22 protein-coding genes are annotated in these 23,508 nt (G+C 70.3%); 11 read left to right on the top strand and 11 right to left on the bottom strand.

Annotation, left to right across the window (positions count from 1 at the left end):
• Nucleotides 1–174: 174 nt before the first annotated feature.
• Nucleotides 175–2,226: a DNA helicase RecQ gene (gene recQ / locus ACZ5Y9_RS04140; RefSeq protein ID WP_464472366.1), complete on the bottom strand. Its 2,052-nt coding sequence runs from the start codon at nt 2,224–2,226 to the stop codon at nt 175–177.
• 156 nt (nt 2,227–2,382) lie between these two features.
• Between recQ and ACZ5Y9_RS04135 the strand changes: the two genes are divergently transcribed.
• Complete coding sequence (locus ACZ5Y9_RS04135; protein ID WP_247623560.1) at nt 2,383–2,685, top strand: GNAT family N-acetyltransferase; 303 nt, start codon at nt 2,383–2,385, stop codon at nt 2,683–2,685.
• Nucleotides 2,682–3,599 (top strand): pirin family protein, encoded by a 918-nt coding sequence (locus ACZ5Y9_RS04130; protein ID WP_464472365.1) that lies wholly within the window; start codon nt 2,682–2,684, stop codon nt 3,597–3,599. Before ACZ5Y9_RS04135 ends, ACZ5Y9_RS04130 begins: the two co-directional genes overlap by 4 nt.
• Nucleotides 3,600–3,615: 16 nt before the next feature.
• On the opposite strand, the gene ACZ5Y9_RS04125 is transcribed toward ACZ5Y9_RS04130, so the two are convergent.
• The 6 genes from ACZ5Y9_RS04125 to ACZ5Y9_RS04100 all read right to left on the bottom strand — a co-directional run bounded on the left by ACZ5Y9_RS04125 (nt 3,616) and on the right by ACZ5Y9_RS04100 (nt 10,022).
• Entirely contained in the window at nt 3,616–5,073 is a 1,458-nt protein-coding gene (locus ACZ5Y9_RS04125; RefSeq protein ID WP_247623562.1) for a sodium/solute symporter, read from the bottom strand.
• Nucleotides 5,070–5,444, bottom strand: a complete 375-nt coding sequence (locus tag ACZ5Y9_RS04120) for a heavy metal transporter (protein ID WP_404597855.1) — start codon at nt 5,442–5,444, stop codon at nt 5,070–5,072. Before ACZ5Y9_RS04120 ends, ACZ5Y9_RS04125 begins: the two co-directional genes overlap by 4 nt.
• Nucleotides 5,441–6,160 carry a LytR/AlgR family response regulator transcription factor gene (locus ACZ5Y9_RS04115; RefSeq protein WP_464472364.1) on the bottom strand — a complete coding sequence of 240 codons (720 nt, stop codon included), beginning with the start codon at nt 6,158–6,160 and terminating at the stop codon, nt 5,441–5,443. Before ACZ5Y9_RS04115 ends, ACZ5Y9_RS04120 begins: the two co-directional genes overlap by 4 nt.
• 9 nt (nt 6,161–6,169) lie before the next feature.
• Nucleotides 6,170–7,351, bottom strand: a complete 1,182-nt coding sequence (locus tag ACZ5Y9_RS04110; protein WP_247623565.1) for a sensor histidine kinase — start codon at nt 7,349–7,351, stop codon at nt 6,170–6,172.
• A gap of 147 nt (nt 7,352–7,498) precedes the next feature.
• Complete coding sequence (locus ACZ5Y9_RS04105) at nt 7,499–7,738, bottom strand: YbdD/YjiX family protein (protein WP_464472363.1); 240 nt, start codon at nt 7,736–7,738, stop codon at nt 7,499–7,501.
• Between the two features lies 1 nt (nt 7,739).
• Complete coding sequence (locus tag ACZ5Y9_RS04100; protein ID WP_247623567.1) at nt 7,740–10,022, bottom strand: carbon starvation CstA family protein; 2,283 nt, start codon at nt 10,020–10,022, stop codon at nt 7,740–7,742.
• 183 nt (nt 10,023–10,205) lie between these two features.
• Between ACZ5Y9_RS04100 and ACZ5Y9_RS04095 the strand changes: the two genes are divergently transcribed.
• From ACZ5Y9_RS04095 to ACZ5Y9_RS04070, 6 genes are all read left to right on the top strand, one after another.
• Nucleotides 10,206–12,755 (top strand): excinuclease ABC subunit UvrA, encoded by a 2,550-nt coding sequence (locus tag ACZ5Y9_RS04095; RefSeq protein ID WP_464472362.1) that lies wholly within the window; start codon nt 10,206–10,208, stop codon nt 12,753–12,755.
• Nucleotides 12,756–12,824: 69 nt separating this feature from the next.
• Nucleotides 12,825–13,370, top strand: a complete 546-nt coding sequence (locus ACZ5Y9_RS04090; RefSeq protein ID WP_247623569.1) for an ECF transporter S component — start codon at nt 12,825–12,827, stop codon at nt 13,368–13,370.
• Between the two features lie 195 nt (nt 13,371–13,565).
• Nucleotides 13,566–15,275 carry an ABC transporter ATP-binding protein gene (locus tag ACZ5Y9_RS04085; protein WP_464472361.1) on the top strand — a complete coding sequence of 570 codons (1,710 nt, stop codon included), beginning with the start codon at nt 13,566–13,568 and terminating at the stop codon, nt 15,273–15,275.
• Nucleotides 15,272–16,093 (top strand): energy-coupling factor transporter transmembrane component T family protein, encoded by an 822-nt coding sequence (locus tag ACZ5Y9_RS04080; protein WP_464472360.1) that lies wholly within the window; start codon nt 15,272–15,274, stop codon nt 16,091–16,093. The genes ACZ5Y9_RS04085 and ACZ5Y9_RS04080 overlap by 4 nt, the downstream gene beginning before the upstream one ends.
• A gap of 10 nt (nt 16,094–16,103) precedes the next feature.
• Nucleotides 16,104–16,979 carry a siderophore-interacting protein gene (locus ACZ5Y9_RS04075; RefSeq protein WP_247623572.1) on the top strand — a complete coding sequence of 292 codons (876 nt, stop codon included), beginning with the start codon at nt 16,104–16,106 and terminating at the stop codon, nt 16,977–16,979.
• Nucleotides 16,976–17,602 (top strand): ECF transporter S component, encoded by a 627-nt coding sequence (locus ACZ5Y9_RS04070; RefSeq protein WP_247623573.1) that lies wholly within the window; start codon nt 16,976–16,978, stop codon nt 17,600–17,602. Before ACZ5Y9_RS04075 ends, ACZ5Y9_RS04070 begins: the two co-directional genes overlap by 4 nt.
• 26 nt (nt 17,603–17,628) lie before the next feature.
• On the opposite strand, the gene ACZ5Y9_RS04065 is transcribed toward ACZ5Y9_RS04070, so the two are convergent.
• The 4 genes from ACZ5Y9_RS04065 to ACZ5Y9_RS04050 all read right to left on the bottom strand — a co-directional run bounded on the left by ACZ5Y9_RS04065 (nt 17,629) and on the right by ACZ5Y9_RS04050 (nt 20,615).
• Nucleotides 17,629–18,000, bottom strand: a complete 372-nt coding sequence (locus tag ACZ5Y9_RS04065; protein WP_247633021.1) for a type II toxin-antitoxin system PemK/MazF family toxin — start codon at nt 17,998–18,000, stop codon at nt 17,629–17,631.
• A complete protein-coding gene (locus ACZ5Y9_RS04060) occupies nt 17,997–18,218 on the bottom strand; it encodes a ribbon-helix-helix domain-containing protein (protein WP_247623575.1) in 222 nt (73 codons plus the stop codon). Before ACZ5Y9_RS04060 ends, ACZ5Y9_RS04065 begins: the two co-directional genes overlap by 4 nt.
• A gap of 159 nt (nt 18,219–18,377) precedes the next feature.
• Nucleotides 18,378–19,541, bottom strand: coding sequence for an acyl-CoA dehydrogenase family protein (locus ACZ5Y9_RS04055; RefSeq protein ID WP_247623576.1), 1,164 nt, complete (start codon nt 19,539–19,541; stop codon nt 18,378–18,380).
• Nucleotides 19,542–19,682: 141 nt separating this feature from the next.
• Nucleotides 19,683–20,615, bottom strand: coding sequence for a M15 family metallopeptidase (locus ACZ5Y9_RS04050; RefSeq protein WP_247623577.1), 933 nt, complete (start codon nt 20,613–20,615; stop codon nt 19,683–19,685).
• Between the two features lie 111 nt (nt 20,616–20,726).
• On the opposite strand from ACZ5Y9_RS04050, the gene ACZ5Y9_RS04045 reads away from it, so the two are divergent.
• From ACZ5Y9_RS04045 to ACZ5Y9_RS04035, 3 genes are read left to right on the top strand one after another with little or no spacing between them, the layout of a single operon-like run.
• On the top strand, nt 20,727–21,749 hold the full coding sequence (locus ACZ5Y9_RS04045; RefSeq protein ID WP_247623578.1) for a zinc-dependent alcohol dehydrogenase: 1,023 nt from the start codon (nt 20,727–20,729) through the stop codon (nt 21,747–21,749).
• The gene (locus ACZ5Y9_RS04040) at nt 21,746–22,504 is read left to right on the top strand and encodes an SDR family oxidoreductase (protein WP_464472359.1); all 759 of its coding nucleotides are present in this window, start codon (nt 21,746–21,748) and stop codon (nt 22,502–22,504) included. The genes ACZ5Y9_RS04045 and ACZ5Y9_RS04040 overlap by 4 nt, the downstream gene beginning before the upstream one ends.
• Entirely contained in the window at nt 22,504–23,499 is a 996-nt protein-coding gene (locus ACZ5Y9_RS04035; RefSeq protein WP_464472358.1) for an aldo/keto reductase, read from the top strand. The genes ACZ5Y9_RS04040 and ACZ5Y9_RS04035 overlap by 1 nt, the downstream gene beginning before the upstream one ends.
• The last annotated feature ends 9 nt before the right edge of the window (nt 23,500–23,508 follow it).

Raw genomic sequence — 23,508 nt, 5'->3', positions numbered from 1 at the left:
CACTAGGCCCCCCCAGGAACCGGCTTCTTTACCGGTCAGGCGCAAGTAAGAGTGTTTCTACGGGAGATTTCGATGGTTGTCTAGGCGTTCAGTGAATTCCATTTCGAGAATATTCGGGGTCGCGAAACGTCGTTGTGCGCCCCGTGTCATCGACGGAGACGCTGGTGGAGAGGATCAGTTGGCGGCGATCACCGAGAGCACGGCGTCACCGTAGTCGTCGCGCTTCTTCGCTCCGATGCCGCTGATGCCATCGAGGTCGGCGAGGCTCGCCGGGCGGTTCTCCGCGAGGGCGCGGAGCGTGGCGTCGCTGAACACCATGTACGCGGGTCTGCCCAGTTCACGAGCGGTTTCCGCACGCCAGATCCGGAGGGCTTCGAACAACGGCCGGTCGTCGGCATCGACCGAATCCGCGGCGGTCGCCTTCCGCGCACGCGTGGTCGTCGCGCGCCCGATCGTGTCTTTGCGCAGGGGCACGGCGGTCTCTCCGCGCAGCACTCCGGCGGCCTGTTCGCCGGGCGCGAGCGTGCCATATTCCCCCTGCGCCATGAGAATGCTTCGGGCGAGAAGTTGGCGAACCACACTGCGCCAATCCTGATCCGAGAGATCGGACCCGATGCCGTAGGTGGCGAGCTTGTCGTGGCCCTGTTGGCGGATGCGTTCGGTCGACGCGCCCCGGAGGATGTCGATCAGGTGCCCCGCACCGAACGCCTGGTTGCGCTCGCGCTTGAGGCGCACGATCGTCGAGAGCAGCTTCTGGGCGGGGACGAGTCCGTCGAAGGTCTCGGTGTCTTCGAGGCAGGTGTCGCAGTTGCCGCAGGGCTGCGACTCCTGGCCGAAGTAGCCGAGCAGGTTCTGCCGGCGGCACTCGACGGTCTCGCACAGGGCCAGCATCGCGTCGAGGTGCTGTCCCATGCGCATCTTGAAGGTGCGGTCGCCGGGGCTCTGGTCGATCAGGCGCCGCTGCTGCACGACATCGCCCAGGCCGTAGGCCATCCAGGCGACGGACGGCTCGCCGTCGCGCCCCGCCCGCCCCGTCTCCTGGTAGTAGCCCTCGACCGACTTGGGCAGGTCGATATGGGCGACGAAACGCACATCGGGCTTGTCGATGCCCATGCCGAAAGCGATCGTCGCCACCATGACGACGCCGTCTTCGCGCAGGAACCGCGACTGGTTGGCGGCCCGCACCTCGGCGGGGAGGCCTGCGTGGTACGGCAGGGCGTCGAGTCCCTGCGCGGCGAGATACGTGGCGGTCTGCTCGACCGACTTGCGGCTGAGCGCGTAGACGATTCCCGCGGGACCGGTGGCGGCGCCCTCGGCGGACTCCTGCGACTTGATGAAGGAGACGAGCTGCTTGCGTGGGTCGACCTTCGGCACGATCCGGTACTGGATGTTGGGCCGATCGAAACTGGCGACGAAGTGCTGCGCGGTACCGAGCTGAAGGCGCTCGGTGATCTCCTGGTGCGTGGCGCGGGTGGCGGTGGCCGTGAGCGCCATGCGCGGAACCCCGGGGAACCGCTCGCCCAGGTCGCCCAGCGCGAGGTAGTCGGGGCGGAAATCGTGCCCCCACTGCGACACGCAGTGCGCCTCGTCGATCGCGATCACGCTGAGGGTGCCGCGCTGGAGGAGCGCCGTGGTCTGCGCGTTCGACAGACGCTCGGGGGCGACGTAGATGACATCGAGCTCACCCGCGATGTAGGAGCGCTCGACCTCGGCACGCTCCTGCGGCGACTGCGTGGAGTTGAGGTAGGCGGCGTTGACGCCGTTGGCACGCAGCGCGTCGACCTGGTCGTGCATGAGCGCGATGAGCGGACTCACGACGAGTCCGGTGCCCTCGCGCACGAGCGCGGGAACTTGATACGTGATGCTCTTACCGCCACCGGTGGGCATCAGCACCACCGCGTCGCCGCCGGCGATCACCTGATCGACGATCGCGGCCTGGTCGCCGCGGAAATCGTCGTAGCCGAAGACCGTGTGCAGCGCCTCGCGCGCGGTCGCGTAGCGGCTCGGCGTGGCGCGGCGGGTGACGGGTGCGCTGCTCGGCCGCGGTGCGGATGCCGTCGACACCGGGGTCGTGGGGCCGGGGCCCCAGTCGAGGGGCGGCTCGAAACCGGCGCCCTGCGGCTCCCAGTCCATCGGCTCGGGCGGGGCGCTGGGTTCCCACCCGTCGTCGTAGGGCTCGTCGGCGTACGGCAGGTCCACGTACGGGTCACGGGGAGTCTGCGGCATCCCTCCAGCGTAACGACCCCCGCCGACGCCGGCCCGCCCCTCTCCACAGGTGACTCATCGGCGGGCGGGCGCCGCCGTATCCCCACACCCTGAGGGGTCAGCCGCGCTCCCCCCGCGCGGGCGTAAGTTTGAACCAGACGCCCGAAGGAGCATCCGATGACCGACATCACCGTCACCCGCAACGACGACGACTCGCGCTACGAGATCCGCACCGGAGACCTGCTCGCCGGCTTCGCCGCGTTCGAGACGAAGCACGGCCAGATCCGGTTCACGCACACCGAGATCGACCCCGCGTTCCAGGGGCAGGGGCTGGCAGGCAAGCTCGCGAAGGCCGCGCTGACGGATGCCGCGGCGAGCGGCGACGCGATCGTGCCGCTGTGCCCCTACATCGCCTCCTACCTCGAGACGCACGAGATCCCGGGCGCCGAGATCCGCTGGCCGAAGCGACCGGGCGCATGATCGGCGAGCGGCGCATCGTCCTCGAACCCCGCGAGGTTCCCCTCGGCGGAGTCCGGGGCATGAACGTGCTGCGTGCGCTGCCCCACCGCAACCTGCCGACCATCGGCGCGTGGTGCTTCCTCGACCGCTTCGGCCCCGCCGACACCCGCATGCGCGTCGAGCCCCACCCGCACATCGGCCTGCAGACCGTGACCTGGCCGCTCGTCGGCGAGATCCGCCACCGCGACTCTCTCGGCAGCGATGCCGATCTGCGCCGCGGGCAGCTCAACCTCATGACGGCGGGCAACGGCATCTCGCACTCCGAGTACTCGATCGGCGACGACCCGATCCCCCTCGACGCCCTGCAGTTCTGGGTGGTGCTGCCCGAGTCCGCGCGGCACGGGGCCGCCGGCTTCGAGCGGCACACCGAACTGCCCGGCCTGTCTCTTCCCGCCGAGCTGGGAGAGGATGCCTCCGCCACCGTCGTTCTCGGCGAGTTCGCCGGAGTCCGTTCACCGGCGACCGTGCACACCCCGATCATCGGCGCCGAGATCGTCGTGCCCGCGGGAACCCGCGTGCGGCTGCCGCTGCGCCCCGAGTGGGAGCACGCTGTGATGCTCGTCGAGGGCGATGCGCAGGTGGCGGAGCATCCGCTCTCGCTCAACGACACCCTCTATCTGGGCGACTCCCGCGACACGGTCACGGTCGAGAGCGCAGAGGGCGCCCTGCTGTTCGTGCTCGGCGGCGAGCCCTTCGAAGACGAGATCGTCATGTGGTGGAACTTCGCGGGCCGCTCGCACGACGAGATCGCCGAGGCGCGCGAGGAGTGGGAGGCGGCATCCGCCCGCTTCGGAGAGGTCGAGGGGCACGACGTGCGCATCCCGGCTCCTCCGCTGCCGCCCGTGCGCCTGATGCCCCGCAGCCGCAAGCTCTGACGCCCGCGGTGAACCCTCACCCGCGCTCGGGGGTGTGCACGCGGGCGAGGAACCGGTCGGTGCGGGGCGAGGGCCCGCGCGGGTCGAGCACCGACACGACGACCGTGACGACGACGGCGAGCGGGATCGTCCACGCGGCCGGCTGCGCGAGATACGGTGCGGCGATTCCGACCCCGTCGATCGCCGCGTGCACGAGCAGCGCGAGCCCGCACGCGACCCCTCCGCTCACCATGCCGGCCACGGCCCCGCGCGCGGTGAGCCCGCGCCACCAGACCCCCAGCAGCACGACCGGCGACAGCGTGGATGCCGCGACGACGAACACCACGCCGACGCTCGCGACCAACCCCGCCGGCACCGTGAGCAGCGCGATCGCGAGGGGCACCAGCGCGCACAGCAGCGCCGAGACGCGGAACGAGCGCACCGAGCCCGAGAAGACGTCCTGGCTGATCACCCCGGCGAGCGACACGACGAGTCCCGCCGACGTCGCGAGGAATGCCGCGAAGGCCCCGGCGACGATGAGGGCCGTCAGCAGCTCGCCGATGATGCCGGGGAACACCCGCGACGGCAGCTGCAGCACGACGGTGTCGGCGAGACCCGGCACCGCGAGGTCGGGCGCGGCGATGCGCGCCAGCAGTCCCATGCCGCTCGAGACCGCGTAGAACGCGCTCACCATCGCGATCACGATCACGGTGGTGCGGCGCGCCGAGACGCCGGTCGGGCTCGTGTAGAAGCGCACGAGCACGTGCGGCAGCCCCATCGTGCCCAGCAGCAGGGCGAGCAGGAGGGAGGCCGTCTCATAGGCGTCGAACCCCGAGGGGCCGGCCTCGGCGGGGAACACGAGCGCGGGGTCGAAGTCGTGCGGACCGCCGCTCAGCGCGAACGCGATGAGGATGACCGGCACGAGGAGTGCCGTGAGTTTGAGCCAGTACTGGAACGCCTGCACGTAGGTGATCGCGCGCATGCCGCCCGCGGCGACGGCGGCAGCCACGAGCACCGCCACGGTCACCGCGCCCACCCACTCCGGCAGCCCCGCGACGACGACGAGGGTGATGCCCGCACCGTGCAGCTGCGGCACGATGTACAGCCAACCGATGATGAGCACGGCCGCACTCGTCACCCGTCGTGCCGAGGTCGACTCCAACCGGGCCTCGACGAAATCGGGGATCGTGTACGCCCCGCTGCGGCGCAGGGGTGCGGCGACGAACGCGAGCACCAGCAGATACCCCGCCGCGTAGCCGATCGGGAACCAGAACCCACGCGCCCCGTCGAGCAGTACCAGCCCCGAGAGCCCCAGGAAGGTGCCCGCCGAGAGGTACTCCCCGCTGATCGCCGAGGCGTTCCACACCGGGCGCACGGTGCGGGAGGCGACGAAGAAGTCGCTCGTCGTGCGCGAGATCCGCAGGCCGTAGACGCCGATCAGCAGCGTCGCGACGACCACGAGCGCGACGCCGACCAGATCGAGGACCGCGTTCACTCGCGGTCCCGCAGGGCACGGTACCGGCGCTCGTTGCGCGCGGCGGTGCGCACGTACAGCAGCGCGAACACGAGGATCACCGGATAGAACGCGAACGCCTGCAGCAGCCACGACAACGGCAGCCCCCACAGCACGATCCGATCGATCGCAGGGATGAGCGCGATCGTCAACGCCATCGCCAGCACCACCAGCACGAACCCGGCGATCGTGCCGAGGGCGAGCCGGAACTGGCTGCGCATCAGGGCGCGCGCGTACACGGCATCCGCTTCGTCGACCGGGGAGCCCGGCAGGGCGATCCCGCGCGTCGCCGTCGTCTGGCGGCGCGGCGCGGCATCCGCCGTCACCCGCACCCGCTTCGGCGCCTCGGTCACGGCAGCCCCTCGCTGCGCACCAGCGCCTCGCGCACGGTCGGCACCAGACGCCTGCTCACCGGTAGCACGATCTCGCCCACCGATACCGACGGATCAGTGCCCGAGAGCCGGGCCTCGGTGACGGCGGATGCCCGCACCAGTGTCGAGCGATGGATGCGCAGGAATCCGGCATCCGCCCATCGCGCCTCGAGTTCGGAGATCGGGATGCGCACGAGATGCCCGGCATCGCCGTCGGCGTGGAGCCGCGAGTAGTCGCCCTGCGCCCGCACCCAGCGGATGTCGCTGCGGCGCACGAAGCGCACCGCCGAGCCGATCGAGACGGGCAGCACCTCGTCGTCACCGGCCGAGGGTGCGTCACCGCGCTCGATCACCCGGTCGACGGCCTGCCGCAGGCGGCCGGCGCGCACGGGTTTGAGCAGGTAGTCGGCCGCGCGCAGTTCGAACGCCTCGACGGCGCGGGCGTCGTCGGCGGTGACGAAGACCACGGCGGGCGGTTCGGCGAGCGAGAGCAGTCCTCGCGCGAGTTCGGTGCCGAGCAGACCGGGCATGTGGATGTCGAGGAAGGCGATGCGCACCGCGCGCTGGGACAGCTGCCGCAGGGCGTCGGCACCCGTCGTGGCCGTGAGGATGTCGCCGATGCGCTCATCGGTGCCCAGCAGGTGCACGAGTTCGTCGAGCGCCGGTCTCTCGTCGTCGGCGACGAGCACGTCGATCATGGCCGCACCTCAGTCGTTGTCCGGGTCGTTCAGCGGTTGCGACTTGGGCACCCGCATGCGCACCAGGGTACCGGCGCCGGTATTCGTCTCGACGACCAGACCGCCGTCCGCGCCGTAGAGCTGACGCAGACGCGTATCGACGTTGCGCAGCCCCACGTGCAGGCCGTCGTCGGCCGCTGTGAGCGTGGAGCGCAGGGCATCCGGATCCATGCCGATGCCGTCATCCTCCACCGTGATCTCGGTGTGCGTGCCCTCGTCGCGCGACGCGATCCGGATCTCGCCCCCGCCCTCGCCCGGCTCGAGCCCGTGGCGCACCGCGTTCTCGACGAGCGGCTGCACGGAGAGGAACGGGATCACCGTCGCGAGAGTCTCGGGCGCGATCTGCAGCGTCACGCGCAGACGCTCGCCGAAGCGGGCGCGCTCGAGCTCGAGGTAGGAACGGATGCTCTCGAGCTCATCGGCCACGGTCGTGAACTCGCCCTGCCGCCGGAACGAGTAACGGGTGAAGTCGGCGAACTCGAGCACGAGATCGCGGGCGCGGGCGGGATCGGTCGTGATGAAGGAGGCGATCGCCGTGAGGGCGTTGTAGATGAAGTGCGGCGAGATCTGCGCGCGCAGCGAGCGCAGTTCGGCCTCGGCGAGCTGGGTGCGCGAGGCGTCGAGTCCGCCCAGCTCGACCTGTGCCGCGCACCAGTCGGCGACCTCTTCCGCAGCGCGCACCAGCGCCGCCCGCACGGGGGCGGCGAACGCGACGACCACGCCGATCACGTGGCCGTCGACGACGATCGGCGCACCGACGCCCTCGAGGTGGTCGTCGGCGGCCCGCGAGGGGAAGACCTGTCGGCGACCCGACTCGCGCACGCGGCTCGCGATCCGCACGGCCGCGGCTTCCAGCCCATCGGGCGCGCCGTCGAACGAGACGGTGTCGTCGGCGGAGACGATCGCGACCGCGGCGCTGCCGAGCAGCACGCGCAGATGGCGAGCGGCCTTCACGACCTCCGGAGCCGAGAGCCCCGCGCGCAGGTGCGGAGCGGCGAGACTCGCGTGATGCAGCGCCCGCAGAGCCGCCTGCTCACCCTCGCTGCCGAGATCGGCCGCGCCGCGCGCAAGACGGCGGGCGAGCAGCAGCAGCACCGTCAGCGCTATGCCGCCGAGCACGCCCAGCACGGCGGCGAGAACGACGTCGGTCATGTGATCAGCCTAGGCAGGGTGCCTCGTGGGGGACGCTTCGACAGGCTCAGCGACCCAGCCCTTGTGGGTCCCTGAGCTTGTCGAAGGGCCCCGCCACGCACAACTGGGTCCCTGAGCTTGTCGAAGGGCCCCAGTTATGCGCACCGGTCAGCAGCACCGGGCGCCGGGGTTGCGGTCCTGGTCGTCCATGCGCTGACGCCAGAACTGGCGCTCGGTCATCGGGTCCTCGTCCGGATGATGACGACGGTGATGGGCGACGTAGGTCGCGTAGGCCGTGTCGCCCATCAGCGTCGTCATGTACCAGCGGATGCCGCGCCCGACCCGCGCCACGGCACCGAGCAGTGCACGCAGCGGCGTGGGCGCGGCATCCGTGTGATGGATCACCATGTCAGTGGCTCGAGACCTTGCGCTCGTCGGCGAGGATCGGCTCCCACTGCTTCTCGAGCTCGCGCTCGTCGGCGTTCGGCAGGAAGCCCGCCGGGGCGAACCGGCGCGAGGCGACCGGTTCGTCTTCGGTGTTCTCGCCGCCGCCGTTGCGGATCGCCTTGATGGTGACGACGATCGCCGCGATCATGACGATCAGCGCGAGCGTCACGAAGATGATCGAGAGCGTGCCCTGCACGGCCGTGTTGCGGATGACCGCTTCGAGCACCTCGCGTTCGCCGAGCGACGTGTCGCCGGTGTTCAGCGCCTCGAGGTAGCGGAAGTGGTTCGCCCAGTATCCGATCGCCGGGACCGGCGAGAAGATCTTGTAGAGCGAGGCCGTGACCGTGACGACCGCGGTGAAGGCGAGCGGCAGGCCGATGATCCACAACCACTTGACGTAGCTGCGGCCGCGCTTGGCGACGATCGCCATCACCACGGCGAGCGCGATCGCGGCGAGCAGCTGGTTCGCGATGCCGAAAAGCGGGAAGAACGTGTTGATCCCGCCGAGCGGGTCGGTGACGCCGAGGATGAGGATCGCTCCCCAGCCGGCCACCATGATCGCCGTGCAGATCCACACGCCGGGCCGCCACGAGACGTCGCGGAACTTCGGGAACCAGGCGCCGATCGAGTCCTGCAGCATGAAGCGGGCGACGCGGGTGCCGGCATCCACCGCCGTGAGGATGAACAGCGCCTCGAACATGATCGCGAAGTGGTACCAGAACGCCATGAGCGCCTGCCCGCCGAGCGCCTGCTGCATGATGTGCGCGAGGCCGAGCGCGAGGGTCGGGGCGCCGCCGGTGCGCGAGACGATCGACTCTTCGCCGACCGCTTGAGCCGTGCCGGTGAGCATCTCGGGAGTGAGGTTCACCCCCGTCAGACCCAGCGAGTTCACGAAGGCGACCGCGCCTTCGACCGTGCCGCCCGTCACCGCCGATGGCGCGTTCATCGCGAAGTAGATGCCCTGGTCGATCGAGATCGCGGCGACGAGCGCCATGATCGCGACGAACGACTCCATGAGCATGCCGCCGTAGCCGATGAAGCGCGTCTGACGCTCCTTCTCGACGAGCTTGGGCGTCGTGCCGGAGGCGATCAGGGCGTGGAAGCCCGACAACGCTCCGCAGGCGATGGTCACGAACAGGAAGGGGAAGAGAGGACCGGCGAACACCGGCCCCATGCCGTTCTCGCCGAAGATGCTGACCGCGGGCACCGTGATCTCGGGGCGCACCAGGATGATCGCGCCGGCGAGCATCACGATCACACCGATCTTCATGAACGTCGAGAGGTAGTCGCGGGGAGCGAGCAGCAGCCACACCGGGAGCACCGCGGCGATGAAGCCGTAGATGATGATGCCCCACGCGATCGTGGTGCGGTCGAGGTGGAAGATCGCCTGACCCCACTCGGTGCCGGCGACCCAGCCGCCGCCGATGATCGCGGCCATGAGCAGCACGAACCCGATGATCGAGACCTCGGTGACCTTGCCCGGGCGCAGGAAGCGCAGGTAGATGCCCATGAAGATCGCGATCGGGATGGTCATCGCCACCGAGAAGACGCCCCAAGGGCTCTCACCGAGGGCGTTGACGACGACGAGCGCGAGGATCGCGACGATGATCAGCATGATCAGCAGCGAGGCGATGATCGCGGCGGTGCCGCCGATCCGCCCGAGTTCCTGGCGGGCCATCTGGCCGATGGTGCGGCCTCCGCGGCGCATCGAGAAGAACAGCACGGTGTAGTCCTGCACGGCGCCCGCGAGCACGACACCCACGATGATCCAGATCGTGCCGGGCAGGTAGCCCATCTGCGCGGCGAGCACGGGACCGACGAGCGGGCCGGCGCCGGCGATCGCGGCGAAGTGGTGCCCGTAGAGCACGCGGCGGTCGGTGGGGACGTAGTCCTTGCCGTCCTGCTTGACCTCGGCCGGTGTCGCGCGGCGGTCGTCGGGGCGGGTGATGTACTTCTCGATCACCTTCGAGTAGAAGCGGTAGCCGATCAGATAGGTGCAGACCGCGGCGAAGACGAACCAGATCGCGTTCACGGTCTCGCCGCGCACGATCGCGAGCATCACCCAGGCGACACCGCCGAGCAGCGCGATCGCCGTCCAGATCAGGATCTTCGGGAGGGTCCAGCGCCGGCTCTTCTCCTCGTGCTCGGGAGAGAGGGCGACGGGTGGGAGTTTCGGGTCGGTGACGATGATGGGCTCGTCGTCGACGGTTCCGGCGCCGCGTCGGCGCGACGAAGGTGCGGTCATGGGGTTCTCCTCGGGGTGCGCGTCATTGCGTTCCCCCACGCTAGGAAACGGGCGCGGGGGTCGAGGAGCGGGAGCGGATGCCGTGCGACGAGCGGCATCGACGATGCGACGAACGGATGCCGCGGCATCCGTTCCTGAACGGCACCCAGGGCGATGTCCGACGTCGCGGATACACTCGCGACAATGCCCTCCGCCTCTGAGAACGCACCCGACTCGTTCGTCCGCGTCCGCGGGGCGAACGAGAACAACCTCCGCTCCGTCGACGTCGACATGCCACGCGATCGGATCGTCGCGTTCACCGGAGTCTCGGGATCGGGCAAGTCGTCGCTCGCGTTCGGCACCATCTTCACCGAAGCCCAGCGCCGATATCTCGAGTCGGTGGCGCCGTATGCGAGGCGGCTCATCCAGCAGGGCCACGATCCGCACGTCGAATCGATCTCGGGCCTGCCCCCGGCGGTCGCCCTGCAGCAGCGGCGCGGCGCGCCCAGCTCGCGATCGAGCGTCGGCACCGTGACGACGCTGTCGAACTCATTGCGCATGCTCTTCTCCCGGGCGGGCACCTTCCCGGAGGGTTTCACGACCCGGCTCGACTCCGATGCGTTCTCTCCCAACACCGTCGCCGGAGCCTGCCCGGAGTGTCACGGCATCGGCGTCGCACACACCGTCACCGAGGACTCGCTCGTGCCCGACCCTTCGCTGAGCATCCGCGAAGGTGCGATCGCCGCCTGGCCGGGCGCGTGGCAGGCGAAGAACCTGCGCGACATCACGATCGCGCTCGGCTACGACGTCGACGTCCCCTGGCGGGATCTTCCCCGTGCCGATCGCGAGTGGCTGCTCTTCACCGACGAGCAGCCGGTCGTGCAGATCACCCCGCAGCGCGACCGCGTGGCCAAGCCCTACAACGGCATGTTCTGGAGCGCCAAGAAGTACGTCTTCCATACGCTCTCCGACTCGAAGAGCCAGATGATGCGCACCAAGGTGCTCCAGTTCGTGCGTTCCGGACCGTGCCCGCTGTGCGGGGGTACGGGGCTGCGGCGCGAGGCCCTGGCCGTCACGTTCGCCGGCCGATCGATCGCCGAGCTCAACGCTCTCCCGCTGACCGACCTCGCCGACGTCATCCGCCCGACGACGCAGCTCACCGAGGTCACGCCTGCGCTCCCCACCACTCTTTCGGGCGAGCGCACCGACGTCGCCGTCGCCCTCACGACCGATCTCCTCGCGCGCATCGAGGTGCTCACCGACCTGGGGCTCGGCTACCTGGGGCTGGGCCGAGCGACGACCACCCTGTCCCCCGGTGAGATGCAGCGGCTCCGGCTCGCGACGCAGCTGCGGTCGGGACTCTTCGGGGTGGTCTACGTGCTCGACGAGCCCTCGGCCGGTCTGCATCCCGCCGACGCCGAGCAGCTGCTCGACGTGCTCGCACAGCTCAAACGCTCCGGGAACTCGGTCTTCGTGGTCGAGCACAACATGGACATCGTCCGGCACGCCGATTGGATCGTCGACGTCGGCCCCGGTGCCGGCGAAGGCGGTGGGCACGTGCTCTACAGCGGCGCGGTCCCGGGGCTCGCCGCTGTCGAGGCATCCGTCACCCGGCCGTTCCTGTTCCCCGACGCGCATGCGGCATCCGTGACGCGACGCGACCGCCGAGAGGCATCGGCGTGGCTCACTGTCGAGGGCGTGAGCCTGCACAACCTCGCCGACATCGATGCATCCGTCCCGCTCGGCACCCTCGTCGCCGTGACGGGTGTCTCGGGGTCGGGCAAGTCGACACTCGTCAGTCGGGTGCTCCCCGAAGTCGTGCGCGCGCACCTGCGCTCGGACGACACCCCCGACGAGATCGACGACACCCCGATCGATGCCGGAGGCGACGACTCCCGGCCGGCCGAGGCGACGGTGCCGGATGCGGGCGGCGACTCCCTGACCGTGCGCGACGTGCGCGGTCTCGAGCACATCGATCGTCTCGTACGGGTCGACCAGAAGCCGATCGGCCGCACACCGCGCTCGAACCTTGCGACCTACACGGGTCTGTTCGATGCCGTACGTGCCGTCTTCGCCCGCACCGACCTCGCTCGCGAGCGCGGGTACGGCGCCGGACGCTTCTCGTTCAACGTCGTCGGCGGGCGCTGCGAGACCTGCCTCGGCGAGGGATTCGTCTCGGTCGAGCTGCTGTTCCTCCCCGGCAGCTACGGGCGCTGCCCGACGTGCGACGGCGCGCGGTACAACGCCGAAACGCTCGAGGTCACCTACGACGGCCGGACCATCGCCGACGTGCTCGCCCTCACCGTCGAGCAGGCATCCGAGGCGCTGGCCTCGATTCCGGCGGCGGCGCGCAGCCTGCGTGCTCTCCTCGACGTCGGGCTCGGATACCTCCGCCTCGGCCAGCCCGCCACCGAGCTCTCCGGCGGCGAGGCGCAGCGCATCAAACTGGCGACCGAGCTGCAGCGCGTGCGCCGTGGCCACACTCTGTATCTGCTCGACGAGCCGACCACCGGGTTGCACCCCGCCGACGTGCAACGGCTGCTCGCGCAGCTGCATGCGCTGGTCGACTCCGGCGACACCGTGGTCGTCGTCGAGCACGAGATGGACGTCGTCGCCGCGTCGGACTGGGTCATCGACCTCGGGCCCGCCGGTGGCGACGCGGGGGGCCGCGTCATCGCGGCCGGAACCCCGGAGCAGGTCGCGCAGATTCCCGCGAGCCGCACGGCGCCCTACCTGGCCGAACGCCTGCGCTGACCACCGACGCCGTGCTTTTGCACGGCCCCCTCGGCATCCGCGCATCGTGCGCGCAAGTAGGCTGGAACCGTGGCCCGAACCTCTGTCCTGCCGACCCGCGTGCTGCTGATCTGCGCCGCGATCGGCGTCGCGACCGGCCTCATCGGAGGCATCGCCGGATGGGTCACGCCGATCCTGCTCGCAAGCCCCCTGCTCTTCCTCTACGGGCTCGTGCTCGGCTCGCACGTGCTGCCGGGGATCATCGCGCAGGAGGTGCTGCGGCGTCCGTTCGTGGCGCTCATCACGCACCTGATCGCCGCCCTCGTCTCGAGCGCGTTCAACCCGGCCTGGGCGCTGCGCTTCATCGGCACGGCGCTGCTGTTCGGCGCGATCCAGGAGGGCGTCGCGGCCCTCACCCGCTACCGCGCCTGGGGCGCCTGGCGCTTCTTCATTTCGGCGGCGCTGATCGGCGTCGTCGTGGCCGTCGCCGTGTTCTTCGCCGCGCACCTCGGCACGATGCCGCTGTGGGCGCAGATCACGTACCTCGCGATCTCGGTGCTCGGCCCCATCGCGTGGACCGCGATCGGCCTCGCGGTCGGCACGGCACTCAGCCGCGCCGGCGTCGCCCGTCGCTGAGCGCGTCGTTCCCGGCATCCGTCGCGCTCGACTCTCCGTGAGGGGTCAAGACACGCCTCAGCGGATGCCGGGCGTGAGGCGTGTCTTGACCCCTTACGGACTCACGAATGCACGTCGCGAGGCCAGGTAAGGCTCGGCTAAGTTAGAGACGTACGTTCCACCGAAGACGTACGTCCACCGACCCGGGGTCTCGCCGTGCGCCCATCCGCGCCTCTTCTCCGCGTGCGTGATGTCTCTCTCACCCACGCGGATGCCGCGCACCCCTCCCCGCGCGACGTGACCTTCGACATCGACCCGGGCGAGGTCGTGCTGCTGCTCGGCCCCTCGGGCTCGGGCAAGTCGACGCTCACGCTCGCGCTGAACGGGCTCATCCCGCACGCGCTTCCCGCCACCATGACCGGCACGGTCGAGGCGGGCGGGGTCGGCACCGCCGACGCGCAGACCTCCGAGCTGAGCACGCGGGTCGCGATGGTCTTCCAAGACCCGGATGCCCAGATCGTCACCGGAACCCTCTACGACGAGGTCGCCTTCGGCCCCGAGAACCTGCGCCTGCCCGTCGCTGAAGTCACCGCCCGCACCGAAGACGCCCTGCGCCGCGTCGGGCTATGGGAGCGCCGCGACGACAACCCCGACCGGCTCTCGGGCGGCGGCCGCCAGCGCCTCGCGATCGCCTGCGCCCTCGCCATGGGGTCGCCGTTGATCGTGCTCGACGAGCCGACCGCGAACCTCGACCCGCAGGGCATCGATGACGTCTACGCCGCCCTCGCCGACGTGATCGCCGCGGGCGACCGGGCGATCCTCCTCGTCGAACACAACCTCGACGCCGCGATGGGATTCGTCACCCGCACGATCGTGCTCGACCGCGAGGGGCGCGTCGCCTACGACGGCCCGGTCGCCGAGATCCTCCGTGCGCACACCGACGAGCTCGTCGCGATGGGGGTGTGGCTGCCCGCGGCGACGCTGGCGGCGCTGCGACTGCGCGACGACGGCATCCGTCTCGACCCCCTGCCCGTGACACCCGAGGAGCTGGCGGCGCAACTGCCCCCGGCATCCACCCCCGCGAGCGCGGCTGCGACCGCGACCGCGACCGACCCGACGACGGATGCCGCGCCCTCGGGCGAGGCGATCATCCGGGCGCGCGGGCTCACCGTGCGCCGGGGCCGCACCGAGATCCTGCACGGCATCGACCTCGATCTCACGCCCGGCAGCCTCACCGCCATCGTCGGCGCCAACGGGGCCGGTAAGACCACGCTCATCCAGGCGCTCGCCGGCGTCGTTCCGCCGCCGAAGCGGCAGGTCGACGTCGACGGCATCGATCCCGGGCGGGCCGCTCCCCGCGACCTCGCCGCCCGCATCGGCTTCGTGTTCCAGAACCCCGAGCATCAGTTCATCGCGCACACGGTGTTCGACGAGCTCGCGCACGGGCTGACCCTTCGACAGGCTCAGGGGCCGCAGGGCGAGCAGATCACGGATGCCGAGGTCACCGAGCGCGTGACCGAGATGCTCGAGCGCTTCGGCCTCGCGCACAAGGCCGACGTGCATCCGTTCCTGCTGTCGGGCGGCGAGAAGCGCCGCCTGTCGGTGGGCACCGCGCTGATCACCCGCCCCCGCGTTCTCGCGCTCGACGAGCCGACCTTCGGCCAGGATCGCGCGCGGGCGACCGAACTGCTCGCGCTGCTGCAGAGTCTGCGCGCCGAGGGCACGACGATCGTGATCGTCACCCACGACCTGCAGCTCGTCGCCGAGCACACGACGCACACCGTGATCCTCGCCGACGGGCGCGTGCACGCGAGCGGACGCACGGCCGATCTCTTCCGCGACGAGCAGACGTTCACCTCGGCGGGGCTCCGCCTGCCCGCCCTGCAGCGGGTGCTCGCGGCGCACGCACGGGGGGCCGAGGCATGACCGCCACCGCGTTCGACCCGTACGCGACGATGACCGTCACCTCGCGGCATCAGTTCCTCTACGCCCTCAACCCGCTCGCGAAGGTGGCGGGATTCGCCCCGGCGATGATCTTCCTGGTGTTCGTGCGCGACCTCGCCACTCCGGCCGCGTTCCTGCTGCTCGCCTATGTGCTGCTGCTCGTCGGCGCCCGCCTCACCTGGCGTCTGCTCCTGCTGCTCGCGGTGCTGCCCGTCGGCATGGCCGTGATCGGCGTGAGCTTCTCGCTCTGGGTCGACACCGCGCTCGTCGGTGACACGACCCCGGTGCTGCGGATCGGCGACTGGACCCTCTACAGCGGAGCACTGATGATCGGTTTCGCCACGGCGCTGCGCCTCGGCGCGATCATCTCGCTCGCCCTCATCGGCGGGCTCACCACCAGCGGACCCGACCTCGTGCGGGCGAGCGTGCAGCAGCTGCGGGTTCCGTACCGCATCGGCTACACGGCGTTGGCCGCGTTCCGCTTCGTGCCGCGCTTCGGCTACGAGCTCTCGGTGATCCGCGCAGCCCATCGCGTGCGAGGACACCATGGCGGCAACGGCCCCTTCTCGCGCATCGCACGCGGATGGGGGTACATCGTCCCGCTGCTCGCCGGGGCCATCCGGCACGCCGAGCGCGTCGCCCTCGCGATGGACTCCCGGGCCTTCGGCGCACACCCCACCCGCACCGAGCGGCACCTGGTGCCGTTCCGCACGCGAGACACGATCTTCGTCGCGCTGAGTCTCGCGGCATCCGCGGTGATCCTCCTCGTGTTCTCCCCCTGGCAACCGACCTCCCTCTGAAAGGCACCCGATGGCGTTCAGCAAGCTCGTCAAGCCCGAGACGCAGGAACTCGTGCACCTCACCGTGCTGCGCTCCGAGCGTCTCGCCCCGCACTGGATGCGCGTGACCCTCGGTGGCGGTGAGATCGAGAAGTTCCGGCCGATGGGCTTCGATCAGTGGTTCCGCCTGTTCCTGCCGATCGGCGGTGACGCCGGACTCGACCGCGTGCCCGCCAAGGCCAACAAGATGTTCGGGTACCTGAAGTTCCTGCGCATCCCCGACGGCGAGCGCCCCGTGATGCGCAACTACAGCGTGCGCGCGTACCGACCGGCCGAGGGCGATCGCGGCGCCGAGATCGACGTCGACTTCGTGCTGCACGGATCGGCCGCCGAGGGCACCGCCGGACCCGCATCGCGGTGGGCCGAGACCTGCACCCCGGGCGAGCACGTGCTCATCATCGACGAGGGCCTCACCTTCAACCCCGAGCGCGGTGTCGACCGGGTGCTGCTCGTGGGCGACGAGACGGCCCTGCCGGCGATCGCCTCGATCGCGGCATCCGTTCCCGCGGGGGCCATCGGCACCGCGATCATCGAGGTGCCGTCGCTCGACGACGCCCTCGACTTCCCCCACCCCGAGGGGCTCTCGGTCGAGTGGGTGCTGCGCCCGCACGACGAGCAGCCGGGAGCCCTCGCGCTGCAGCGGGTCGCCGAGATCGACCTGCCGGCCGAGACGTTCCACACCTACGCGGCCGGAGAGCAGTCGCTCGCTTCGGGTGTGCGCAAGCTGCTCGTCGGCGAGCGCGGCGTCGACAAGAACACCGTCAGCTTCTGCGGCTACTGGAAGATCGGTGCCGCCTCCCCGACGTCGAAGGCCGCTCGCGAGGCCGCCGCGGAGCCGCTCGGATGAACGGGGCGGATACCGGTTCGTCGGCTGCCGGTTCGGGCGCGGATGCGGCGACGGAAGTGGATGCCGTGGCGACGCGGCCCGCGCGCGGACGGGTGCGCTTCCCGACTGCCCTGCTGCTGACCTGCGCGGCGCTCGGCGTCGCCGGGGCGGTTCTGCTCGCGCCGATGAACTGGCTCTCGACCCTGCTCACCGGACCACTGCCCTTCCTCGGGATGGGCCTCGCCGGACTGTGGCTGCTGCCCTCGGTGATCGCGCTGCGTTTGCTCAAGCGTCCGCTCGTCGGCTTGCTCGTCGCGCTGATCGCGGGGCTCGTCATGGTGCCGTTCTCGGGGTACGGCTTCGGCAGCGTCGCCACGAACCTCTGGTGGGCGGCGTTCACCGAGCTGCCGTTCCTGTTCGTGCTGTGGCGCTACTGGGGCACCTGGATGCACTACGTCGGAGCGGTCGCCGTCGCGATCGTCTACCCGATCTCGGCGTGGGCCTGGTTCGACCTGGGCAGCTTCGGCCTCGGGTACCAGGCGGCGTTCTTCGCCGTCACGATGGCCAGCTGCGTCGCGGCGACGGCCCTCGGCATCCTGATCGCGGATCGCCTACGCCGCGCCGGCGTCGGCGGACGCCGCTGACGCGCGGCGTTAATGCCGGACGACGATCACAGTGCGAGGTGCATGCGAAGGCACTCGTCGACCTCTCCCATCAGTTCGGCAGGCACCCATCCCACCGGCCGAACAATGCGCGAGGTCGCGATCGTGCGGACTTGTTCGATCTGTACCTTCGAATCGACGCTGAGCCCGGTGCCCGCCGCAGGCAACAGAACCTGAAATGGGAGGACTCGCGCGACATTGGACGTGACCGGCGCGACCGTTACCGTCGCGCGCGTACTGCGTACAGCCGCGGTGTTGGCCGTGTTGTTGCTGACGACAACGGCAGGACGGGTCTTCGCGGCCTCGGCCCCGACAACCGGGTCGAAGGCGACCAGCACGATCTGGCCGCGCCGCAGCAGCGTGGTCGACGGCGCACTCACGCTGAGGCGAGTCCGTCGCTGGCAGCCGTGTCCCATTCGTCGTCGTAGCCTTCAGCGAATGCTTCGGCGTAGGCATCTGCCAGACGGCTCTCGCGCAAGAGCGACACAGCATCCTGAACCGCCGCCGACCGGGTGGCGTATTTTCCCATCAAGACCTCCGCGTCGAGGAACGCTACGTCACTCGCACTGAGGCTGAGGCTGACCTTGCTGTTCGTCATGCTTCAATGCTACTCGGGTAGCAAGGATATTGCCACCTCCTAGCATTCGCGCTTGAGACGTCGCGCGGGGCCCTTCGACAGGCTCAGGGACCCAGCTCGAGGGACCGGGGCGGCCCTTCGTCTCGTCGCTGCGCTCCTCGCTCAGGAACCGGCCGAGGGTCAGCGCTTGCCGGCGATCTGGCGGCCGACGATCTCGCGCATGATCTCGTTCGTGCCGCCGTAGATGCGGTGCACGCGGGCGTCGAGGAACGCGCGGGCGATCGGGTATTCGGTGATGTAGCCGTAGCCGCCGTGCAGCTGCACGCCCTGATCGAGCACCTCCCACTCGCGCTCGGTGGCCCAGAACTTGACCTTCGCGGCCTCCTCGGCCGACAGCTTGCCCTGAGAGTACGCGAGCAGCGCCCGATCGATGTACGCCCACAGCGCGTCGACCGTCGTGGCCATGTCGGCGATCGCGAAGCGGCTGTTCTGGAAGTCGATGATCCGCTCGCCGAACGCTTCGCGGTCCTTCGTGTAGGCGACGGTCCAGTCGAGGGCGGCCTGCGCGGCCGCGGCACCCGCGACGCCGATCGACAGGCGCTCGAGCGGCAGGTTCATCATGAGCTGCACGAAGCCCTTGCCCTCGACTCCGCCGATGAGGTTCTCGTCGGGAACGAACACGTCGCTGAACGACAGCTCTGCCGTGTCGTGGCCCTGGAAGCCCATCTTGTGCAGCTTCTTGCCGTGGTCGAAGCCCTCCATGCCGTTCTCGATGAGCACGAGGCTGAAGGCATCCGGTCGGTTGCCCTCACCGGTCTTCACGAACGTGACGACCAGGTCGGCAGTCGCGCCCGACGAGATGAACGTCTTGGCACCGTTGACGATGTACCCGCCGTCGACCTTCTTGGCAGTGGTCTTGATGCCGCGCAGGTCGCTTCCCGCGCCGGGCTCGGTCATCGCGAGCGCGCCGACGACCTCGCCGGTCGCCATCCGCGGCAGCCATTTCGACTTCTGCTCCTGGGTGCCCATGTGCACGAGGTACGGAACCGCCAGGTCGTCCTGGATGCCGAAGGCCCCGGCGAGCGAGCCCGCGCCGGCGGCGATGACCTCTTCGTTCACGACCGCGCGGAAGCGGTAGTCCTGCAGCATCCCGGCCCCGCCGAACTCCTCGGGAACCGACAGGCCGATGATCCCGGCCTCGCCGGCCGCGCGCATGGTGTCGCGGTCGACCTCGCCCGCGGCATCCCACCGCTCGATGTCCGCACCCGTCACGTGGCGCTTGACGAAGTCCTTGACGAGGTCGCGGAAGGCCTCGTGATCCTCTTCATAGATGTCGCGTTCCATTGCGCGTCCTCCTGAACGTGTCGGCGTCTTTGCTCCCGCGATTCTAGGGCGATGACGGATGCCGCGACAGGACGTTGTGGGAATGCATCCCGCGTTTCGTGGTACTGGGTACCGCGATTGTGGGATGCCTCCGAGCGTCGCTCAGGGCAGGTAGTCGGGCGCGGCAGGAAGCCCGAAGAACTCCTCGAGCGTGTGGAACCCGCCCGCCTGGTAGGCCGCGGCGAGGTCGCGCCCCACGTAGCGCAGGTGCCACGGCTCGGGAGCGTAGCCGGTGATGCCGGAGCCCCCGTCCTCGTAGCGCACGATGAACCCGTACTCCCAGGCGTGGGCGGCGACCCAGTCGCTCTGCGTGGTGCCGCCGAACCCGTCGAGCCCGCCGCACCCCAGACCGCACGCGACGACGTCGACCGCGAGGCCGGTCTGGTGCTCCGAGTGTCCGGGGCGCGCGGATCCGGCATCCGCCCCGGCCTGCCCCTGGTCGCGCACGTGCGACTCGTAGGTCGTGACCTGCAGGCCGTAAGAGCGGTAGCCGTTGTTCGCACCGAGGCGCCCGACCCCGGCCTCGATGGCCGCGTTAGCCATGTCGCCGACCGCGGTCGCGACGTCGGTGCGCACCTGCCCGGATGCCGTGGTCATCTGCAGCGGCACGTCGGCGAGAGCGCCGGGCGCGTAGTCGGCGGGGTCGAGCGGTCGCGCCTTGTTGACGACGACCCACACCCGCGCGGGGTCGGAGAGCGAGATGCACGGCGCGTTGCCCGCCACGACGGCGGCGCGGAACGCCTCGCCCCCACCGAAGCCGGCGATGGTGGCCGCGTCGTCTCCGGCGGCGAGCGACTCCTGCACGGATGCCTCGGCGCACGGGTCGGCGGCCGGGGTGGAGCCGACGTCGACCGAGGGCACCTGCACGACCGCGACCGGCTCGGGCATCCGCGAGGCTTCGGGCGTCGAGGATGCCGGCGCCGAAGCGAGAGAGAGGAGGATGCCGATGGCGGTCACCGCGACGCCGATCGGCAGGGCGGGACCACGGATCGGGGAGCGCGGAGCCGCATGCTGAGCGTGCGGCGATTCGGGCATGATCTCCATTCTGCCCCGATCGCCGCGCGGTCACCGATATGCATTCACAGGCAGGTGGAGATTCATCATACGTATGAGTAATCTGGAACTCTGCGAGAAGAGGAGCAATCAGTGCTGACTGTGAATTACGTAGGCGATCGCACGCTGGACGTGCGCACGGCCGATCAGACCGAACCGCGCGACGGAGAGGTGCGGATCCGCGTCGCCTACACCGGTCTCTGCGGCACCGACCTGCACATCCTGCACGGCGACATGGACGCCCGCGTCGAGCGCCCGCTCGTCTTCGGACACGAGATGAGCGGCACTATCGACGCCCTCGGCGCCGGGGTCACCGGTTGGAGCGTCGGCGACAAGGTCACCGTCATGCCCCTCGACTGGGACGGCACCTGCCCCGCCTGCCTCGCCGGCAACGAGCACATCTGCCAGAACCTGAACTTCATCGGCATCGACTCCCCCGGCTCGCTGCAGGGGCTGTGGAACGTTCCGGCCGAGACCCTCCTCGCACTTCCCGCCGACATCCCCCTCGATGACGCCGCGCTCGTCGAACCGGTCGCCGTCGCGGTGCACGACGTGCGGCGCTCCGACCTCACCGCCGGGCAGAAGGCCGTCGTGATCGGCGGCGGCCCGATCGGCACGCTCATCGCCACCGTCGCCCGGCACACCGGTGCCGAGGTCGTCGTGATCGAGATCGATGCGCAGCGCCGCGCCCAGGCCGAAGATCTCGGATTCACGACGCTCGACCCCTCGGCATCCGACCAGGTCGCCTGGGTCGAGGAGTGGACCGCGGGCACCGGGGCCGACGTCGTGTTCGAGGTCTCGGGCGCGGCCACCGCAGTGCGCGGCATGACGGCGCTCGCGAAGGTGCGCGGCACGATCGTCGTCGTCGCCATCCACCCCACCCCGCGCGAGGTCGACCTGCAGCGCGTGTTCTGGCGCGAGCTGCGCCTGCTCGGCGCACGGGTCTACCAGCGCGCCGACTTCGAGACCGCGATCGAGCTCCTCGCCGACGGCGTGATCCCCACCGACCGGGTCATCACGCGCATCGTGCCGCTCGCCGAGACCGCCGACGCCTTCGCCGAGCTCGAAGCGGGGCGCGCGATGAAGATCCTCGTCGACGTGCAGGCCGGCGCATGAGCGGGCTCTTCGACCTCACCGGTCAGCGCGCCGTCGTCACGGGCGCGAACCGCGGCATCGGCTTCGGAATCGCCACGGCGCTCGCCGACGCGGGCGCCGACATCATCGCGGTCAGCACGAGCATCGAGCCCTCCGGCAGCGACATCGAGCAGGCCGTCACCGCACGCGGGCGCGGGTTCCGCGCGATCCGGTGCGATCTGTCGGATGCCGACGCCGTCTCCGAGCTCGGCGCGGAACTGCGCGCAGCCGAGGTCGACATCCTCGTCAACAACGCCGGCACCATTCTGCGCGCGCCGGCGGCGGAGCATCCGATGGAGTGGTTCGAACGCGTGCTGCGCATCAACCTCACCAGCCAGTTCGCTCTCGCGCAGGCCGTGGGCGGATCGATGCTCGAGCGCGGACGCGGCAAGATCGTGTTCACCGCGTCGCTCCTCAGCTTCCAGGGCGGCATCAACGTCCCCGGATACGCGGCGGCGAAGTCGGGTCTCGCGGGCGTCGTCAAGGCGCTGTCGAACGAGTGGGCGGGTCGCGGCGTGAACGTCAACGCGATCGCCCCCGGCTACATCGCCACCGACAACACGCAGGCCCTCCGCGACGACCCCGAGCGCTCGGAGTCGATCCTCGCCCGCATCCCGGCGGGGCGATGGGGCGCGGCATCCGATCTCGGCGGAGCCGCAGTGTTCCTGTCGTCGGCGGCCTCGGACTACGTCGACGGAATCGTGCTGCCGGTCGACGGCGGATGGCTCGGGCGCTGATGCCCCCGGTCACGATGGAGAGCGCGCGCCTGCGCACCGGCACCCCGCTCACCCGCTTCGGACTCGGCGGCGCGCAGCTCGGCAACCTCGGCCGCGTCACCACCGACGAGCAGGCGAGGGGTGCGGTCGAGGAGGCATGGGCGCGCGGATCGCGCCTGTTCGACACGGCCCCGCACTACGGTCTCGGCTACTCCGAGCGGCGACTGGGCGAACTGCTCGCCGAGCATCCGCGCGACGAGTACGTGCTCTCGACCAAGGCGGGGCGCACGCTCGTGCCGCAGGTGTACTCGGCCGGTCAGCTCGACGACGGCGGCTTCGCGGTGCCCGCGGCGTACCGCCGCGAGTTCGACTTCTCGCGCGGCGCGATCCTGCGCGGAGTGGAGCAGAGCCTCGACCGGCTCGGCCTCGACCGGCTCGACATCGTCTACCTGCACGACCCCGACCACCACTGGGAGCAGGCATCGACCGAGGGCATCGGGGCGCTCATCGAGCTGCGCGAGCAGGGCGTCGTCGCCTCGATCGGTGTGGGCATGAACCAGTCGGCACTGCCGGCGCGGTTCGTGCGCGAGACCGACATCGACGTGGTCATGCTGGCCGGGCGGTTCACCCTGCTCGAACAGGGGCCGCTGGCCGACCTGCTGCCCGCGGCGCTCGAGGCGGGCGTGGGCATCGTGAACGTCGGCGTCTACAACTCCGGCCTGCTGGCCCGACCGCGGGTCGCGGCGGACGCGACCTACGACTACGTGCAGGCCCCGGCCGCGCTCATCGCCCGGGCGAACGCGATCGCCGAGGTGTGCGAGGAGTTCGGCACCGACCTGCCGACCGCCGCCATGCAGTTCAGCCTGCGGCATCCGGCCGTCACCTCGGTGGTTCTCGGATGCCGCGACGCGCGCCAGGTCGTCGAAGGGGTCGAGCGTATGGATGCCGTGGTCGACGAGGGCCTCTGGGACGCGCTGATCTCGCGCGGGCTGCTGCCCGAGGGCATCCTCGGCTGAGGGCCCTTC

This window comes from Microbacterium sp. T3-8 (assembly GCF_055398145.1).
The sequence above is the reverse complement of the archived record's forward strand: the minus strand, read 5'-3'. Positions and strand labels throughout refer to the sequence as shown.